This is a genomic window from Paraburkholderia sp. BL25I1N1, from assembly GCF_003002025.1.
Lineage (GTDB): Bacteria > Pseudomonadota > Gammaproteobacteria > Burkholderiales > Burkholderiaceae > Paraburkholderia.
Genome location: NZ_PVZB01000012.1, coordinates 156,878 through 175,040 on the forward strand (window position 1 = coordinate 156,878; position 18,163 = coordinate 175,040).

General features: G+C 58.4%; 12 protein-coding genes and 3 pseudogenes. 10 read left to right on the forward strand and 5 right to left on the reverse strand.

All coding sequences use genetic code 11. The features are described from left to right. The first annotated feature begins 237 nt into the window (after window positions 1–237). Window positions 238–1,263, forward strand: a complete 1,026-nt coding sequence (locus B0G73_RS19350) for an aldo/keto reductase (protein WP_106282916.1) — start codon at window positions 238–240, stop codon at window positions 1,261–1,263. Window positions 1,264–1,779: 516 nt separating this feature from the next. On the opposite strand, the pseudogene B0G73_RS40075 reads toward B0G73_RS19350, so the two are convergent. Continuing rightward, a pseudogene (locus B0G73_RS40075) lies at window positions 1,780–2,073 on the reverse strand (hypothetical protein); the annotation flags it as partial. Window positions 2,074–2,234: 161 nt separating this feature from the next. On the opposite strand from B0G73_RS40075, the gene B0G73_RS19360 reads away from it, so the two are divergent. Both B0G73_RS19360 and B0G73_RS19370 read left to right on the forward strand, forming a co-directional pair. Beyond that, window positions 2,235–2,576, forward strand: a complete 342-nt coding sequence (locus B0G73_RS19360; RefSeq protein WP_258193369.1) for a helix-turn-helix domain-containing protein — start codon at window positions 2,235–2,237, stop codon at window positions 2,574–2,576. A gap of 808 nt (window positions 2,577–3,384) precedes the next feature. Then, window positions 3,385–4,089: pseudogene (locus tag B0G73_RS19370) on the forward strand (IS30 family transposase); the annotation flags it as partial. A 488-nt stretch (window positions 4,090–4,577) separates the two neighbouring features. Here B0G73_RS19370 and B0G73_RS41270 read toward each other — a convergent pair. Together B0G73_RS41270 and B0G73_RS19380 are read right to left on the reverse strand one after the other, a co-directional pair. Next, window positions 4,578–4,730 (reverse strand): annotated as a pseudogene (locus tag B0G73_RS41270) (SDR family NAD(P)-dependent oxidoreductase); the annotation flags it as partial. A 51-nt stretch (window positions 4,731–4,781) separates the two neighbouring features. Beyond that, window positions 4,782–5,744, reverse strand: a complete 963-nt coding sequence (locus tag B0G73_RS19380; RefSeq protein WP_106282920.1) for an SDR family NAD(P)-dependent oxidoreductase — start codon at window positions 5,742–5,744, stop codon at window positions 4,782–4,784. 127 nt (window positions 5,745–5,871) lie between these two features. Between B0G73_RS19380 and B0G73_RS19385 the strand changes: the two genes are divergently transcribed. After that, window positions 5,872–6,504, forward strand: coding sequence for a TetR/AcrR family transcriptional regulator (locus B0G73_RS19385; protein WP_106282921.1), 633 nt, complete (start codon window positions 5,872–5,874; stop codon window positions 6,502–6,504). Window positions 6,505–7,455: 951 nt separating this feature from the next. On the opposite strand, the gene dctA is transcribed toward B0G73_RS19385, so the two are convergent. Both dctA and B0G73_RS19400 read right to left on the reverse strand, forming a co-directional pair. After that, entirely contained in the window at window positions 7,456–8,838 is a 1,383-nt protein-coding gene (dctA, locus tag B0G73_RS19395; protein WP_374957021.1) for a C4-dicarboxylate transporter DctA, read from the reverse strand. A 42-nt stretch (window positions 8,839–8,880) separates the two neighbouring features. Beyond that, a complete protein-coding gene (locus B0G73_RS19400; RefSeq protein ID WP_106282923.1) occupies window positions 8,881–9,543 on the reverse strand; it encodes an aspartate/glutamate racemase family protein in 663 nt (220 codons plus the stop codon). A gap of 181 nt (window positions 9,544–9,724) precedes the next feature. On the opposite strand from B0G73_RS19400, the gene B0G73_RS19405 reads away from it, so the two are divergent. From B0G73_RS19405 to B0G73_RS19430, 6 genes are all read left to right on the forward strand, one after another. Then, a complete protein-coding gene (locus tag B0G73_RS19405) occupies window positions 9,725–10,663 on the forward strand; it encodes a GntR family transcriptional regulator (RefSeq protein WP_106282924.1) in 939 nt (312 codons plus the stop codon). Between the two features lie 457 nt (window positions 10,664–11,120). Continuing rightward, window positions 11,121–12,221 carry a porin gene (locus B0G73_RS19410; RefSeq protein WP_106282925.1) on the forward strand — a complete coding sequence of 367 codons (1,101 nt, stop codon included), beginning with the start codon at window positions 11,121–11,123 and terminating at the stop codon, window positions 12,219–12,221. A 95-nt stretch (window positions 12,222–12,316) separates the two neighbouring features. Beyond that, on the forward strand, window positions 12,317–13,714 hold the full coding sequence (gene pyk / locus B0G73_RS19415; RefSeq protein ID WP_374957018.1) for a pyruvate kinase: 1,398 nt from the start codon (window positions 12,317–12,319) through the stop codon (window positions 13,712–13,714). A 12-nt stretch (window positions 13,715–13,726) separates the two neighbouring features. Beyond that, window positions 13,727–15,352 (forward strand): NADP-dependent glyceraldehyde-3-phosphate dehydrogenase, encoded by a 1,626-nt coding sequence (locus B0G73_RS19420; RefSeq protein WP_106282927.1) that lies wholly within the window; start codon window positions 13,727–13,729, stop codon window positions 15,350–15,352. 73 nt (window positions 15,353–15,425) lie between these two features. After that, a complete protein-coding gene (locus B0G73_RS19425) occupies window positions 15,426–16,760 on the forward strand; it encodes an MFS transporter (RefSeq protein ID WP_106282928.1) in 1,335 nt (444 codons plus the stop codon). 277 nt (window positions 16,761–17,037) lie between these two features. Next, entirely contained in the window at window positions 17,038–18,108 is a 1,071-nt protein-coding gene (locus B0G73_RS19430) for an isocitrate/isopropylmalate dehydrogenase family protein (RefSeq protein ID WP_106282929.1), read from the forward strand. Window positions 18,109–18,163: the final 55 nt, after the last annotated feature.

Sequence of the window (18,163 nt, forward strand, 5' to 3'; positions counted from 1 at the left end):
ACATCGATCGCATCAACCGAGTAGGGAGGTTTCGGATTGGGAAACACCGTTATTCACTTTTTATGAAGAGTTTTTTATGCTGACAACTTCGGTGGTAGCGGGAACAAGAAAACTTGATCGCGTCAATCCATAGCGCGCCTGAGCACGCTTCGTTATTTGAAGCTACAATGGATCCCGCTGACTGGACAGTTCTGTTCTGGTCCTCTCTGCTTTTCCTTTGACGAATGATGAGGTGATATGGAATACAGGCATCTAGGTGCATCCGGATTCAAGGTTCCAGTGCTTAGCTTCGGAACTGCGACTTTTGGCGGGAAAGGCGAATTCTTTGGAGCATGGGGCGCGACGGACATCGCGGGGGCACGTAGGCTGGTTGACATCTGTCTCGACGCTGGAGTCACGATGTTCGACACTGCGGATGTTTATTCAAGTGGTGCGTCAGAGGCAGTTCTGGGGGAGGCCGTTAAAGGTCGGCGAGACCAAGTCATCTTGTCGACTAAGGCGACCTTTCGCTTTGACGAATCGCCAAATAGTATCGGCTCCTCGCGCTATCATCTGATTCGGGCAGTGGACTCCGCGTTGAAACGGTTGCAGACGGACTACATTGATCTGTTTCAACTGCATGGGTTTGATGCACGGACTCCAGTAGCTGAGGTAATGTCTACGCTTGACGACTTGGTTCGGGCCGGCAAGATCCGATACGTGGGAGCGTCGAATTTCTCCGGCTGGCAGCTGATGAAATCACAGGCCATAGCAGACCGTTACGGCTACTCGCGATATGTTGCGCACCAAGCCTACTACTCACTCATCGGCCGGGACTATGAGAGCGAGTTAATGCCATTGGCCGCTGACCAGGGAATCGGCGCTGTGGTGTGGAGCCCCTTGGGTTGGGGGCGTCTGACTGGGAAACTGAAGCGCGGCCAGCCACTGCCGGAGACCAGCCGTCTCCATAAAACATCTGAACAGGGTCCTCCAGTGCCTGACGAGTATCTCTATCGGGTTCTGGAAGCATTGCAGGCTGTTGCAATTGAAACCGAAAAAAGTATTCCCCAAGTCGCGCTCAATTGGCTTCTGCAGCGGCCGACTGTTGCGACTGTATTGGTTGGTGCACGCACGGAGGAACAGCTCCGTCACAATCTAGGTGCGGTTGGATGGAATCTCACGAAAGAGCAGGTTAAACAACTAGATGCCGCCAGCGCGGTTCGACGCGCATACCCTTACTGGCACCAAGAAGGGTTCGAAGAACGGAATCCTTTCCCGGCTTGATAGTTCTCCAGGCATCCAGGTAGTGAGGGACGGACGAAACATCGATTTGTCTAAGCGGCATCTCACTCCATCCGACCGTGGTAGCTGGACATTCTCCGTCTCGTGTCATGCGGGAGAGCGTAGGACATTTTCCACGCGACTGCCGGCATAGATACCGCGGGATAACTTGACTCACGCGGGAGGAAGAAGGGTCCGAGATCAACTATCCGGTCGTCGGTTTCTACCCAGAAATGTGAGCACTGTTGCTCTCCGAACGCGAAACCTTGAACTCCAGCGCGTCGATTGTCGGTCGAGACAACGAAAGCCAGGAAGTCTCCGCCGACAAGCTCGCTCTGCGTCCCGGCGTCTTTCAGCAACGCACGAATGGCATAAGACGCGTAAGCGCACCGCTCATGGAAATCGAACGGGAACTGCTGGCGCAGCCCCCGTTCGACCGTCACTAGGATGTGCTCAATTTCGATTAGGTCTATCTCGCTTGACATCTTAGAAATTCGATATTATGCAGCAGTGTGCGAGCTAGATGAAGGGATCTGGTTGTTCGATGCTCAGGAGAAAATGTTCGAACTGATCTTTATCGTTGTCGCGCATTTTTTTCATGACAAACTTCGCAAGCGTCGCAACCTCCGAGTAGTCCATGGGCTGGGAACTGCGGTCCACAAATTCTTCCAGGTGTGAAAACTCGTTCGTTAGTCGCTTGACCAGACTATTGGTGTTGGTCCCGTCTCCAAAAAATCGCACAACGCGTTTGTCATTATTTCCAGAAACTGCATTGGGATACTTGAAGAACACGAACGCTTCCAAGAATTTTCTGAGATTATTCCGGTGTTGGGAAGAGCGACATCACGTCGCTGATACATTTGTGGCTGATGGTGGTGATGGCGACCTGTTATTCTGTTTTTATCGCACTGTGCCTACGCACGAGGGGCGGCCTCAAATCTGAAGTGCAACACCGTTTCGTATAAGGTGTTGCGATGCACGAAAGAACCCAGTACCAGCAACTTCAACCTGAAGAGCGCCTGACCATTGCCAGCCTGCATCTGCAGGGTTCGAGTATCCGGGCCCTGGCCCGGATACTCGGGCGCTCGCCGGCCACCGTTAGCCGTGAACTGACGCGAAACAGCTCTCCCGCAGGCTACGCATCGGGACCGGCTGAAGCGCTCAGCGCCGCACGCCGCAGCGCGGGGCGCCGCCCCACAAAGCTTTGCCTGCAAAGCGTCTGCTGGCGTATCGTTCTCACCCTGCTCGAGTGGAAATGGTCACCCCAGCAGATATCGGGCACACTCAAGCGTATGGTGCGATGTGATGTCGCGTAAGGGATTGTTTCGTCTGGCGTTGTTGGCCAGAGAGGAAACCGGCTGTTCCGTCAGCCGTAACCTACCGGTGCATGCGGGATTGGTAACCATCCGGTGTGAAGCCACTGGGACAACGTAACCCGCTCATTGAGCGACGGCAATCTCGCGAGAGAATGTTGTTGTCTGCCAGCGCCGCGGCGGATGGGGTGCAAGGTTGGGCAGTATGGTTAGCGAATGCGAACTGCTGATAAACGTCGTGATGAGTAACAAGCCAAAGGCGCTGTCAGGCTTGAGCCAAAAGGCATACAGTCGGCTGTCCCTCTCATACGTCGGGACACACGGACTAACGACTGTCGGCGAAAAGGTGGAACCTAACCTGCTCTTGTCCTTTATGCGGAACACAGTAAGCCCGATTGTCCGCCAGCGTCGCAGTCCATCGCGGTGTTCGGCAGGCAACCCGTAAGGGAAGCTGTTGGTCGAGCGGGTAAGAGAACGCGGAGAAAGCGAACGGCGGCCTGTAATGGGTCGCATAGGGGTTCGAGCTTTGCCCCGACCTGAAAGGGTGCAGACTTCCGCGTGGTGCAGTTGTCGCAGACCAGCGTTTTAGATTCAACGAGGGGCAGCTTGTGAGTGACCGGTGGGGCTACGGTTCAGCGCCTCTCGCCGCACCAATGGGGCGAATCAACGACGTGACGTTTGCGAAGGTCGTATGAAGGCTGGTATGACCGGCGTCAGTATGACGTTTAATGCTGTGCTCGAGCTGTATGCTGGGAAACTCGCACGTACAGTTCCTCGGGGGCCGCGTTTCCGAGAGGAGACGTGGCTACCCAATTATCCGACCGACCCGACCCAGCAGGTTTCGCACGAAACCATCTACACGGCCATCTACGCGCAGCCGCGCGGCGAACTGCGCCACCAGCTCATTGCCTGCCTGCGCCATGGTCACAGCACGCGCATGCCGCGTACACGCGGCACAGACCGACGCGGACAGATTCCCGACATGGTCAGTATTCATGTGCGGCCGCCCGAAATCGAGGACCGCCTGCTGCCCGGACACTGGGAAGGCGACTTCATCAAGGGCGCGGGCAACCAGTCCTCGGTAGGCGTTCTGGTTGAACGGACCAGCCGCCTGGTGCTGCTCGCCAAGATGGAAGACGCCACCGCAGCTTCGGCGCTGGCGGGCTTCTCCGCCAAACTCAATTCGATAGTCGCGCCACTGCGGCAGAGCTTCACTTATGACCAGGGCAAAGAAATGTCGCGCCACAAAGAGCTCACTGCCGCAACCGGCGTGAACGTGTACTTCTGCGACCCGCACAGTCCCTGGCAACGCGGCACCTGCGAAAACACCAACGGGCTGCTGCGACAGTATCTGCCTAAAGGCACCGACCTTTCGGTCTACAGTCAGGACGAACTCGACGCCATCGCCGACAGTCTGAATAGCCGGCCTCGTGCAACTCACAACTTCCATTCACCATTCGAGGTCTTCGCCGCGACCCTCGCATCAGCAAGTCAACCTCAAAGCTCTAAACATTAATCCCACTGTTGCGCTTCACCCTTGAAACCGCCAGGGTATTGTGCTTCCATGACCACCGGCGTCGCTTTTGCTCGAACTTGCCGTCTTACTTCGTTAGCCACGTTCGGTGGGGACCTGGCTAACCCAAGGTGCGTCCTATAAATGCTCCTGATATCGCGCACTGTCCTCCCACGGCGCACTCCTGATCAAGCAGCCTTATGAGATTGTCAGGCTTCGTGGTACGCAAGTTTAGACCGGCGACTCTGGAGCGTGCGTTCCGGATGGACTATGCGCGTCGCTACGCGGGCCAACGCAGGCTGGCTAGCACCCTCTTCACGCTGGCGTGGATAGGGTTTTCTGTCCGTGATTATTGGTGGAGGACGGACCTGCTCGATCCGGGCAACATTCATCACCTCGGCTACGTGCGACTCGCAGGTGCCGTGGGTATGGCTGTGCCGGTATGGTTGATGTGGGGAGCGCGCGCCTCGACGAACGCTCGGCCGCCAGCTGCCGATCTCCGCGACGGCTTTTTCGACTTCGGCCTGGCGGCGACCTGCAATGAAGACACAGGCACCCTCTTCAACGAACCTTCTGGCAGTCGCGAGGCCAATACCGCTGGTGCCGCCCGTGATGACAGCAATCCTGTTTTTCAATAGTGACATTAAGGTTTCCTTCGCGTTTGAGCGCAGAGCCCGGTGGCTCTTGTGATCCGCTTAAGACAAGTTGACGACAGGGAGGTTGACGCCAGCGACGTTGACGATGGCCTGCCACGCGGCTTCCTGAAAAGCGCCATCGTGCAGGTGTGGGTGGCGCTGCGCCTCAATTGGGCCTGAGAACTTCCCTTCAGCCGAGGCGAAGAATTGCCCTGAGACGTCGGTTCCGAACTTCGAGGCCTGGATATACCGGCCCGCGGCCGTCTCCGGCGTCTGATTCATGCCGGGAATGAGGTTCGCGATTGGGATAAACAGATACTTCACGGCCAGGCTAGCTTGTCGCGAGACCTTAGTAGCGGTCGCCGCACCGGGCGAGACAGCGTACACGGCCATGCCGGAAGATAGCCGACGCGCCAGCGCCGCAGCCCACCAGGCAACGATGAGCTTCGCGTCGGCATACGCATTGTTGGGCACATACTTCACGTTCGGCCCGTTGCGCAGCAGGGCTTCCATAGCAGCGGTCAGGTCGCCTCCGTGGTATTTGGCAGCGAGTGCGTCCACGTCGGTGTACTTGAACATGGGTACGCCCCCTCGGGCAGGTTCCGCGCTGGCAATAACAATCCGAGCGTTGGGGCTCAGCAGGTTGGCGCGGAGCAATCCGACAGTCAATTGATGATGGCCGATGAGCGGGGCCTGAGAAGCCTCAACGCCCGCCGCAGTGATTACCCGCTGCTTACCTGGGACCATCCCGGCATTGAGCAGCAGGAAATCAATCGACTGCCCTCGCTTGACAAGCGTGGCGAGGGCGGACTGAACACTGGCGGGCGTGTTCAGATCCAGCTCCAGCGGTGTGAAGATCTGTCTTTTGGTCTCCGCCGCAAGCTGTGCGGCCGTTTCCCGGGTTCGAGCCAGGCTGCGTCCGGTGATGATGATTTCACGCCAGCCCTCTCCGGCAAGAAGGCGGGCTGCAGCATGACCGAGCCCGGAGGTGGTGCCGGTTACGAGAGCGATCGAATGTTCCAAGGGCGTCTCCGTGGTAAAGGGTTAAGGTCGAGTCGTTTGGTCCCGCGAGGCTGGGGCCAACTTGCCAATTTAGAACTATTCGGTTATATATTGATGCAAGAACAGGTGTCAAGGAGTTTTAAACTAAATGGTTCATAATCCACCCGCGCCGCGTGGACGGCCCCGCAGCTTCGATGAGATAGACGCGCTGGAAAAGGCAACTCAGGTGTTCTGGTCGAAGGGCTATGATGGCGTCACGATCGACGACCTTGTCGCAGGGATGGGCGTGGGACGGCCGAGCCTGTATGCCGTCTTCGGCGACAAGCGGGCGATATTCCTGCGCGTCCTTAAGGCGTATGCAGAGCGGAAGGGCGCAAAAGCCGCGAAGGCGCTCCTCTCGCCACAGAGTCTTTGCGACTCGATCGCGGGCTTTTTGAGGTTCGCCGTCGAGAGTGCGACTGAGAAAGGGTCCGCCCGGGGTTGCCTTGTGATATGCGTCGCGCCGCTTGTGAACGACGCTGAGGTTCAACGGTTTCTGCAGAGCGCCGTTGCGGGTGGCACGGCGCTCGTGGAGCGCCGTTTCCGGGACGGGATCAGCGCGGGAGAAATCCCATCTGACTTTCCCGTAGTCGCGCGCGCAACGCAAGTCACGGATTTAGCGCGTGGGCTAACCATGCGTGCGCGCTTAGGCACGCCGCGCAAGACGCTCCTCAAAGATGCTGACGAAGCGGCCGATCTGGTGCTCTTGCCGCGGCGTGGAAACGCGGGGCCAGAAGGTTGACGCCGACGTTAGGGGGGCGTCGCGGGGCAGTAGGCTTTGATAGTTGCCGCTTCGCGCGACCCTCAACCCCCCGATCAATCGTTTCCCGTTTCGGATAGGCGGGATCACCTTGATCTGGAAGTCGAAGCTCGTAAGCCAGTTAGCCCCAAGCGCGGCTCTCGGGTGGCGATTCGCGGCAGCATGAGTTGACCAAGCTCTCTCGAAATCGTTGCGCGCAATCACGGCAACTGAAAACCCTGCGGCATCGCACGGCTTATCTGTGACAACTCCGCATCACCTCAAGATGCTGTAGGTCGTACTGCAGAACGACTGCCGCGTCGTACACCTCCATCTGCCGCACTACGGTCTTCTTCGGGCTGACCTCGAAGTACCAGTCGGAAGCTCCCTGCCAGGCAAATTCGTCACCTCGATCTTCGTCCAACGTCCGTTGTAGTGGCGCATGCTCGTGTCCGATGAGACTTCCAGGGTTCTGTGCAGGCGACTCCGAAGCGGCCCTTCACAACGGGCCGTTGTTGGCCGGGTTGAGGCAGTACCACCGGCAATTCGCCCGCCGGAAAGCGCAGCGTTACCGGTCAGGGGTCAAGGTGCCGACGCCGGCACCGCTTGCGGGGCCGCGTGCTTCGCCTTACGTTCAGCGCTTTGTATGTCAGCGGGATAGTTCGGATGTCCCTCGCCAGGCTGGTACCCCTGTTGCTCGAGCTGCTTCAGCTCGGCATTCTTTTTCGTGCGCGCGGCTTTCCTTTGCGCTTTCCTGATCTGCCCGGGTGTCGAGGCCGCCGTGTCCTGTGGTTGAGCGACGGTGAGCGCCGGGAGGCAGAGCACCGCGGCGCATACCGCTAGCGATGCGACGGATGTGGTGAAAGACGTCATGACTGGTTTCCTGTCGAGAGTGGTTTAACTTGAGAAATCGTGTCAGCCGATGCAAGTGGCAAGCCCCTCTCATGACGGCCCTCAGGGCTTTCCGGTGTGCGCAGTACCGACGGCCACCGCGCTGCCGGAGACGGGGCTCAGGTTGTCCGACAGTTCAGTCTCTACACCAGCCTGGTGGTACAGCGCATCCCGCATTTTCGCTGGATCGAATGCGTTTTCCCATTTGGCGATGACGACGGCGGCGACTGCGTTGCCAATGATGGATGTGACGGAGCGCGCCTCGCCCATGAAGCGGTCAATGCCAACGAGGAGGGCGATTGCACTGAGCGGCAGAACGTGGACGCTCGACAGGGTCGCAGCCAGGGCGACGAAGCCCCCGCCTGGTACGCCGCTCATGCCCTTCGACGTAAAAAGTCCCATAGCAAGCACCACGAGTTCCTGACCAAGCGTCAGATGCGTGTTCGTAGCCTGAGCAATAAAGACGACGGACATGGTCAGATAGATGCAGACGCCATCGAGATTGAATGCATATCCCGTGGGAACAACCAGCCCGACCACTGGTTTACTGCAGCCCATTCGTTCAAGTTTTTCAAGGAGCCGGGGCAGCGCGGGCTCGGCACTCGAGGTCCCGAGGGTAATGAGGATTTCGGTCTTGAGGTATGCCAGAAAGCGGAAAACGTTGATCCCGCAAAGCCGGAGAACTGTGCCGAGCACAACGAGGACGAAAATCAGGCAGGTGACATAAAACGAAAGCATCAGGTTGCCCAGTGCAAGAAGGCTGCCAAGTCCATACTTGCCGACGGTGAACGCGATCGCGCCGAAAGCGCCGATCGGTGCGAATTTCATCATGAAACCAACTACACCAAACAGCGTGTGCAGGAATTCATCGACGATAGTGACGAGCGTCGACGCGCGCTCGCCCGCATGCGCGAGCGCCAGGCCGAAAAGCACGGCGATAAAGACAACAGGAAGGATTTCTCCGTGGACGAAGGCCCCCACAAAACTTTCCGGAATAATATGCATGAAGAAGTCTTTGACCGACTGATCTTCTGCGACCTTCGCATATCCCGCCACCGACGAAAGATTCAGGGTCTTCGGATCGACGTTCATGCCACCACCCGGGTTCATCAGGTGGGCAACCGCAAGCCCGATCGCAAGCGCTGCGGTCGTAACCACCTCGAAGTAAATGAGTGACTTGAGGCCAACGCGACCGACCGCTTTGATGTCGCCCATCTTCGCGATGCCCGTCACGACCGTAGCAAAAACCACTGGCGCAACTATCATTTTGACGAGCTTGATGAAGGCGTCGCCGAGCGCCTTCATTTCCACGCCAAGCTTCGGCTCGATCGCGCCGAAGGCTATGCCGAGGGCTACCCCGATTAGCACTTGAACGTACAGCGGCTTCACCATTTTGCGAATCGGGTAACTCACGACAGTCTCCTTCGGCGTCTGCTGCGCCAGCATGTGATACGGCGCATCGCGCCGGTGGACCATATGTCTATCTGTCTATCGGACGATGAGCGATTTCAACCGCTTGACCGCGCTATCGGGCGTGGTGAGGACTGTCCGGCCGGATGCGCCCTGTGCCGCCAAGGCAGCGCCTGTCATCGAAAACTGGGCGAAACAGATCACATCGCAATCGGAAAGGTTGCTGCACGCAGCCGCGACCAGTTCGTCGTGCGCGCGTGCGTCTCCCTCCTGCAAGGCCGCCAACGCATCTTTTACAAATACTGGATGCAGTTCTACCGGCCGGGCGGTCGATTTCGCCAATGCCGAAAATTCAGCCGCAATCGGTGCCAGCGCGGGCTGGAAGGTGGCCACGATGCAAATTCTGGTTCCAAGGTCCAGCGCTTCCGAGACCATTGCTTCGTTCGGTTTCAGTACCGGTACCGACTGGCCGATAGCTGCAGCCTCGATCGCCGGTCCGAACGCGGAGCATGTGAAAAGCACGCCTTGCGCACCAGTGTCAACCGCATAGCGCGTCAAGGCGTCGATGCGCGCAGCCATGGACGTAACGTCACCGTCAACAGCGTTGAGGTCCGCTGTCAGCGAGTCCTCGAGGAGGCTATAGACCTTTGCGTCAGGCCACAAACGTCGGAAACTCTCCGTGATCGGCGCAATGGCAAGCGGCGTTGCGTGGATCAACGAGATTCGGGGCGAGCTGGACATTGTCGATCACCAGTGATGGTTTGTATTTGATCGCAATATAGTACATTTACTCCGTGCGTGACCTCGGGGAAGACCCGAGGCTTTCATGTCGGAAAGAAAGTTCCGGTAGACTGATCTCATGAATCTCTTGCGCTGGGGCCGATTCTGTGGCATTTACCGGTGAACACTTAATTGTCCTTCTATGAAAACTGAGACAAACGGCGCGCTTGCCGATCAGGTCGCGGCCAAAATCATCGATATTGCGAGGACCCGCTCCTTGCGAGCCGGGGAACATCTGCGCGAGGAGGCGCTAGCGAGCGAACTGGGGTTATCCAGGTCGCCCGTTCGACGAGGACTCGCGCTTCTCGTTCAGCACGGCATCGTCACCAAAGAGCCCAATCGCGGAATATTCCTTGCGATGGACGCGCATGGTATCGATATCGCCAGGCTGCCGTTCGGGGTCGATCCGCTCGAAGATTTCTATCTTCGGGTCGCCGACGATTGCCTCACTGGCGAAATCCCCGAGGAATTCTACGAAGCCGGGCTGCTCAGGAAATACGACGTGCCACGCGGGCAGCTATTGAAGGTGCTATCGAGACTCGCCAACGAGGGCATGATCTCGCGCAAGCCGGGACAAGGGTGGCGAATCAATCCCTTCCTGCACGATACCGATGCGCACATTCAAAGCTACCGGTTCCGGATGGCGATCGAGCCGGCTGCGCTGCTGGAGCCGACGTTTCGTATCGATCAGGCCGCTTTTGCGAAAGCACGTGCCGTGCAGCTTGACATGCTTAACGGTGACATTTTCAAGCTGTCGCGGCCGATGCTGTTCAAGAATGGCTCCGAATTTCACGAAATGCTGGTCCGCTGCTCAGGTAACCGGTTTTTTATCGAAGCGATTGAACGACAGAATCAGCTCCGACGCTTTATGGAATACAAGGCCGCGACGGATCGTCAGCGGCTTGTCAGGCAGTGCAAGGAGCATCTCGAACTGCTTGATCTGATCGAGAGTGGCGGCCGCGAACATGCAGCGGCTTTTATGCGCAGGCATCTCGATGTGGTGAGCAAAATCAAGGCTAAGGCTGAAGCCAGAGAGGAGCAGGACGCTCTCCAGCGCACCATCCCTGAAGCTCATTTCTAAGCAGCATTTGCTGTTTGCGGAATTGAGCAATTGAGATAGAGCACGCGCGCCTTGGCCAGGCGCCTCTCGATTGCGGTACGGCCCTCCCGCGCCTCCCTGTCGAGCTTTCGGCCTTCGCAGAAAAGCCTTCCCTAACGCGCCTGCACGCGCCGGGCCTTTGTCCTCATCCTCCGCAATTTCCCTTTTCCCGTCGATCCGGGTCTCGGGTTAACGAGACTGCCATTCAGCTCACTCGTCGCTTACATTGTATCCTGTCGTTACAAGGTACATAGTTAGGGCGCTGGGCCGGACATCCATAGGGCAAAGGCGATTTTTCGGGGAGCCCGGCACTTCGGAGGCGGTCGGAAAGATTTAGGCGCATACATAATTGTACTATCGGTCAACGACATACAAAACATGCGGCGATGCATCACCGCCGATATAAGCGTAGTTGGCTACAGGACAGAGGAGACAGGAGATGCGGAAATTATTGATGACGGTGGGCGCCACCGCCAGTTGCGTTATGGCGACGGGCGTGTACGCGCAGAGCAGTGTCACGCTTTACGGGATTATTGACGTGGGGGTTATGCATGTGAGCAACGCCGGCGGCCATTCGCAGACCCTGGAGCAAAGCGGCATGTTCAACGGTAACCGTTTCGGTTTTCGTGGTGACGAGGACCTCGGTGGCAACTGGCACGCACTGTTCCAGCTGGAAGACGGCTTCAACGCCAATAACGGGACGTTCGGACAGGGCACGAATGCGTCCGGCACGACCTCCGCAGTTACGCGGCTGTTCGGTCGTATGGCATGGGTCGGGCTCAAGTCGCCATGGGCAACGGTAAGTCTCGGGCGCCAGTACGACTTCATGTATGACTTTGCGGCCATCGCTGTTTCGAATTACGTCGGTTCGTACATGCATCGGCCGGGCACCGGAAACACGATCCTTGGAAACAACGGCAGCACGACTGACTTTGACCGGATCGGGGGCGCCCGTGTTGACAACTCCGCGAAGATCACCAGCACGCCGCTCGGCGGCTTTACGCTCGGCGCACTCTACGGTTTCGGTGGACAGGCGGGCGCATTTTCCAACGGCAGCACGCAGAGTTTCGGCCTGAAGTACGCAAATGGTGGCTTGTTGGCGGACGCCGTGTGGACAAACCTCAAGGAAGCCAACTCCCTGAGCAGTTATCGCGTCTATGGCGCCGGTGCACGATATCAGTTCGGGCCTCTTCGCTTTTCCGGGCTCTATACGAACGCCGAATGGACGGCGACGGGCGATCGAGTCGACACGGTCGAGTTCGGAACGCAGTACCGTTTCACGCCGGCGTTCTCCGTCGCTGTCGCGTATTTCTATTCGAAGCCCAATAACGAAAAGAAGAACGTGATCATGCAAGGTACGCGAAACCAGGTCGGCGTCATGGCCGACTACGCATTCTCCAAGGCGACGGATGTCTATGCGACGTTGGACTATCAGCGTGCGAAAAACGGGTACGCCGCACAGATTTACAACCTCTCTCCGACCGATGCGAAAACCAACCATCAAACGATGGTTGGTGTCGGCCTGCAACATTTCTTCTAATTGCCCGCGATAGACGGGCGACAGGACATATCGATGCAACGAAGCAGGCAACGAAAATTGTGGCCACACTCGGGCCGTCAAGCTCATCCGAAGCCATGATAGAAGCATTGGCACGTGCAGGTGCCGACGTGTTTCGCCTGAACTTCAGCCATGGAACGCATGCTGAACACGCAGTGCGGCACGCGGCCATTCGGGAGGTCGAGCAGCGATTGGGGCGACCAATTGGCATCCTGATCGATCTTCAGGGCCCGAAGCTGCGCGTTGGCACGTTTGCTACAGGAAAGGAAGTGCTGGAGGCTGGCCAGCGGTTCTGCTTCGATGCATCGGCGTCGCCTGGGACTGCAGAGCGCGTCTATCTTCCGCATCCCGAGATCTTCGCCGCGCTGCAACCGGGGCATCACCTGCTGGTCGATGATGGGCGTCTGCGTTTCAAGGTGCTCACGGTGTCGAACGATTGCATCGCGACCGAGGTCGTCGTCAGCGGCACGATCTCGGATCGCAAAGGCGTGAGCGTTCCAGAGGCAAGCCTTTCCATTCCGGCATTATCGCCAAAGGATCGAGCCGATCTGGAGTTCGGCCTTTCGCTCGGTGTGGACTGGGTTGCGCTCTCGTTCGTCCAGCGTGCCCAGGACGTGATCGAGGCGAAGACGCTTATCAAGGACCGCGCCGCGGTCATGGCAAAGATCGAGAAGCCGCAGGCCGTCGATAACATCGCCAGCATCCTGGAGGTGGTTGACGCATTGATGGTGGCGCGTGGTGACCTGGGTGTCGAAATGCCGCCGGAGGACGTGCCACTTGTGCAGAAGCGCCTCGTGCGGCTATCACGTGATGCCGGCAAACCTGTTGTTGTCGCGACGCAGATGCTCGAGTCAATGACCGGTACGCCCACACCGACACGTGCGGAAGCGTCGGACGTTGCGACGGCTGTCTATGACGGAGCAGATGCCGTCATGCTGTCAGCCGAGTCAGCATCGGGCTCCTATCCAGTTGAGGCTGTCGCAATGATGGCGCGAATCATACGGCGCACGGAGGCGGACCCACTCCAGCGTCAGCTGATGAATGCGGTTGCAGCGCAGCATGTAGCAAACCCGACCGACGCGATCGGTGCCGCAATCAACACTATCTCCGATGTGCTTCCACTCGGAGCGGCGATCACCTACACGTCGTCTGGCGCAACCGCGCTGCGCATATCGCGCGTGCGGCCGCGTACACCCATTCTCAGCCTCACACCTAATGTGGGCGTTGCAAGGCGGCTCGCATTAGTGTGGGGCGTGCGCTCCAGAGTCAGTCCGGACGCCCGGCAAATCGAGGACATCGTATCTATCGCATCAGACGCAGCAAACGCGGAAGGCCTGTGCGAATGCGGGCGACCGCTCGTTGTTGCAGCCGGGGTGCCTTTCGGTCAACCGGGTTCTACGAACCTCCTGCGCATAGTCTGGCCGTCGGAGTTGACGACGGACGGCGCCGTATCAACACCTGCATCAAGTATTTGAGGGAGTACCGCTTTGTCATCGATCTCTGAACTCGCCGATCTGTTTCCGCGCGCGAGCGATATTCCGGCGGATGCCCGGATCACGCCTCTGCACCAGCGCGAAACGCTGGTGGGCGGAGAAATGCGCCGCTTCGACGGCGAGCTGAAGGCGGTCATGTCGGCACTGCGCGTCCGACAGCCAGACGGTACATTGGACCACGTTGAGGTGGGCAGCTATCCGCTTGGCGGGGCGAGCGAGGCGCGCGCGGCATTAGACGCGGCAGTCGCCGCATACGACAGCGGCCGCGGCAGGTGGCCGACGATGACGGTGGCCGGCCGGATCGCGTGCGTGGAGCATTTCACGCGATTGATGGTTGAGCGGCGCGAAGAAGTCGTCCGCCTGATCATGTGGGAAATTGGCAAAACAAGAGGTGATGCGCAGAAAGAGTTCGACCGAACTGTCGAGTACGTCTCGGCGACTGTTGACGCGCTCAAGGAGCTTGACAACAGTAACTCCCGGTTCCAGGTCGTGGAGGGCACCATTGCGCAGATTCGTCGAGCACCGCTTGGCGTGGCGCTCTGCATGGGGCCGTACAACTATCCGCTAAACGAAACATTCACCACGTTGATTCCCGCGCTCATTATGGGAAACACCGTTGTCCTGAAGCCACCGAAGTTCGGCGCGCTGCTCTTCTATCCGTTGCTCTTCGCGTTCCAGAAAGCGTTTCCCGCCGGTGTCGTCAACACGATCTACGGTCGTGGCGAAGAAGTCGTGCCTTACCTGATGGGTAGCGGCCAGATCAATGTACTCGCACTCATCGGATCGAGCCGGGTAGCCGACGCCCTGAAAAAGCAGCATCCGAAATCAAATCGTCTGCGGGCGGTACTCGGTCTGGACGCCAAAAATCCGGCGATCATTCTGCCCGACGCCGATCTCGAGACTACCGTGCGGGAGTGCGTCGCCGGCTCACTCTCGTTCAACGGGCAGCGCTGCACGGCATTGAAATTGATCTTTGTTCACAGGTCGATCGCCGACACGTTCGTTGCAAAGCTCGCCGACGCGGTGAACAGACTGAAGTGCGGGATGCCGTGGGAGGAGGGGGTGCAGATTACGCCCCTGCCGGACGAGAACAAGCCGCGCTATCTGCATGACTGCGTCGCGCAAGCCGTGGAACTTGGCGCGTGTGTGATGAACGACGGCGGGGGAATGAGTGCCGGTTCGCTTTTCAGGCCGGCGGTTGTCTACCCGGTCGACGCACGCATGAGGCTGTATCACGAAGAGCAGTTTGGCCCTGTTGTCCCCGTCGTTCCATTCGATGACGTGCAGGAACCGCTTGATTACATCATCGGCTCGGACTATGGCCAGCAGGTGAGTCTCTTTGGCAACGACGCCGGGCAGATTGGCGCGCTCACCGATCAGCTTGTCAACCAGGTCTGTCGAGTCAACCTTAACTGCCAATGCCAGCGTGGACCTGATGTATTCCCCTTCGCTGGCCGGAAAGATTCGGCGGAAGGGACATTGTCGGTGTCCGACGCGCTCAGGGCATTTTCGATCCGGTCAATGGTTGCGACCAGACAGTCGCCGGCATCGAAAGCGCTACTGAACTCGATTGTCGACGGCCGACGCTCGAATTTCATCAGCACGGGTTTTCTGCTGTAACGCGGAACGACGAACCTACGTTCGCCCGCGCGGCAGCCCGGTCGAGCAATGAAATACTAAAGGAGTTAAAAAAATGAAACCGGAGATTCATAAGAGGACAATGGGAAAGGTGTCCCGACGCCTTATACCGTTCATGATCCTGATGTTCCTGATCAACTTCCTGGATCGGGTGAATATCGGATTCGCAGCACTCGATATGAACAAGGATCTTGGGCTGTCGCCGAGCACGTATGGAATGGCTGCAGGCATTCTTTTCGTTGGCTATGTGGCGTTCGAAATTCCAAGCAACCTGATCCTGCAACGCGTCGGTGCACGCGTCTGGCTTGCACGGATCATGATTACGTGGGGCGTCCTCGCGACGCTGATGGCGTTCGTCTTCAACGTTTACTCTCTGTTCACCCTTCGGGCGCTAATCGGAGTAGCCGAGGCGGGCTTTTTCCCCGGGCTGGTCTTCTACATGATGCGCTGGTTCCCCGCCGAGGAAAGAGCCAAGGCCATTACCGTCTTCATGCTCGGCAATCCCATCTCGGTGATTATCGGCGGCCCGATGTCGACGGCAATTCTTCATTACGCGCACAACTTCGGTGGGTTCGCCGGCTGGCAATGGCTATTCATCATCGAAGGCATTCCTGCGGTGATCATTGGCATCGTCACGCTGTTCTGGTTGACCGAGCGCCCGCAGGACGCGAAGTGGCTCAAGGCTGACGAGCGCGCATGGCTCATTGAGAAGATCGCCGAAGAGACGCGTGCCAAAGCGGGAACCGGGCATAGTCCCGGTCGGGTCCGTGACGTTTTTGTCCACGGTCCTACACTAGCCTTCGCCTTCTCGAAGTTCTGCGTATTGCTCGCATTCTTTGGTATTACTCTGTGGTTGCCGCAGATCGTCAGGAGTCTCGGCTCGCTGAGCACAATTGAGGTCGGCGCCGCGTCAGCACTACCGTACGTGTTCTCGGCGCTCGCCAGTATCGTGATCGGGCGGCATTCGGATAAAACCGGCGAGCGTAAATGGCACATTGCATTGCCCGCGTTCTTCGGTGCGATGGGCTTCGTGGTGGCGAGTCTGACGGCGAATCCCTGGATCGCCATGGGCGCGCTGTGTGTTGCAGCGACCGGCCTGTGGGTCTCCAATACGGTCTTCTGGACGCTTCCTGCCAGCATGTTGTCTGGCACGACGGCCGCCGCAGGTATCGCCTTCATCAATGCCGTCGGCAATCTTGGCGGATTCGCTGGCCCCTACATGACGGGTTGGATTCGTGAGACCACGCACTCGTATGTTTGGGCACTCGCGGCACTGGGGGCTTTCCTTGCGCTGAGCGGCGTCGTCATTCTGATTGTCGGGCGCACGAAACCGGGCAGCGGCCAGCATGGCCGTACAGTTGACGACCATGGGGCGCTGAAGAAGGCATAGCGTCATTTCGTTGAGTCGGGTTGAAACCGGTCGTTGCAGACGGTTGAGAAGCCGGGGGCGCGTTGGGCTTCCTGCGATACATGGCGGCCCGACTTCCGGATCGCGACCGCGCCCTGTCTATCCATTGCCCGGTCGCGGGGGCGATCCGCGTAGCGACCGCTGCACTTTGTGCAGGCTAAGAACAAACACCTAGATTGTACTGTGAGATTATGAAGTACAATATGGGTACAGTGATGCTCTATGACATTCGTCACGTGCCAACTTTCTGGAGACTTTGATGCGTATTTTGGTTTTGCCGTGTGATGGCATTGGCCCGGAAATCACCGCGGCCTCGATGGCGGCGCTCCAAGCGGCCAACAGGAAATTCAACCTCGGTCTTTCGTTCGACTACGACGATGTCGGCTTCGTCAGCCTCGAAAAGTACGGCACGACGCTGCGCGACGAAGTTCTCGAGAAAGCCAAAACGTACGACGGGATCATTCTCGGCACGCAATCGCATGCCGATTACCCGATCCCCGAAAAGGGCGGGCGGAATGTATCGGCGGGATTCCGGATCGGCCTTGACCTTTACGCCAATGTCCGCCCGGCCCGTACGCGCCCGTTTCTGACGTCGAACATGCGCGAGGGCAAGACCATGGACCTGGTCATCATGCGTGAGGCAACCGAAGGTTTCTATCCGGACCGCAACATGACAAAGGGTTGGGCGGAGTTGATGCCGAGTCCGGACATGGCGATCTCGCTGCGCAAGATCACGCGTCATTGCAGCGAGCGTATTGCGCGCCGCGCGTTCGAACTCGCGATGAAGCGCAGGAAGAAGGTCACGGCGATTCACAAGGCCAACAGCTTCCACATGACGGACGGTCTGTTCCTCGAATGCGTGCGCGACGTCGCGAAAGACTTTCCGGAAGTCACCGTCGACGATCTGCTCGTCGATGCTTCGACCGCGCACCTTGTGCGTTCACCGGAGCGTTTTGACGTTCTGGTTGCCACGAACTTCTACGGCGACATCATCAGCGATCTGGCCAGCGAACTTTCGGGTAGCCTGGGCCTGGCTGGCTCAATGATGGCGAGTGATACCCACTGCTGCGCTCAGGCGCAGCACGGCTCGGCGCCCGACATCGCCGGCCAGGATAAGGCCAATCCGGTCTCGATGATCCTGTCGGTGGCGATGCTGATCCAGTGGATGGGCGAGCATCACAGCAAGCCTGCGTTTGTCGAAGCGGGCAACGCGATGGAAGCTGCGGTCGACAAGGTCCTTGAGAACCCTGAAACCCGCACGCCGGATCTCGGCGGCAAGTTCGGCTGCAAGGCGTTCGGCGACGAAGTGGCAAAGATCATTGCCGGCTAGGCTGGACGGCGGGTGCGAACTTCCTGTTCGCACCCGCAAAACAATCAAAGAAAAA

Bases quoted from the DNA above. Each gene is read 5' to 3' on its own strand.
- B0G73_RS19425 (WP_106282928.1), top strand. From the start codon at position 15,426: ATGAAACCGGAGATTCATAAGAGGACAATGGGAAAGGTGTCCCGACGC.
- B0G73_RS19385 (WP_106282921.1), top strand. From the start codon at position 5,872: ATGGTTCATAATCCACCCGCGCCGCGTGGACGGCCCCGCAGCTTCGAT.
- B0G73_RS19400 (WP_106282923.1), bottom strand. From the start codon at position 9,543: ATGTCCAGCTCGCCCCGAATCTCGTTGATCCACGCAACGCCGCTTGCC.
- B0G73_RS19430 (WP_106282929.1), top strand. From the start codon at position 17,038: ATGCGTATTTTGGTTTTGCCGTGTGATGGCATTGGCCCGGAAATCACC.
- B0G73_RS19405 (WP_106282924.1), top strand. From the start codon at position 9,725: ATGAAAACTGAGACAAACGGCGCGCTTGCCGATCAGGTCGCGGCCAAA.
- dctA (WP_374957021.1), bottom strand. From the start codon at position 8,838: ATGCTGGCGCAGCAGACGCCGAAGGAGACTGTCGTGAGTTACCCGATT.
- B0G73_RS19360 (WP_258193369.1), top strand. From the start codon at position 2,235: ATGCACGAAAGAACCCAGTACCAGCAACTTCAACCTGAAGAGCGCCTG.
- B0G73_RS19410 (WP_106282925.1), top strand. From the start codon at position 11,121: ATGCGGAAATTATTGATGACGGTGGGCGCCACCGCCAGTTGCGTTATG.
- pyk (WP_374957018.1), top strand. From the start codon at position 12,317: ATGATAGAAGCATTGGCACGTGCAGGTGCCGACGTGTTTCGCCTGAAC.
- B0G73_RS19350 (WP_106282916.1), top strand. From the start codon at position 238: ATGGAATACAGGCATCTAGGTGCATCCGGATTCAAGGTTCCAGTGCTT.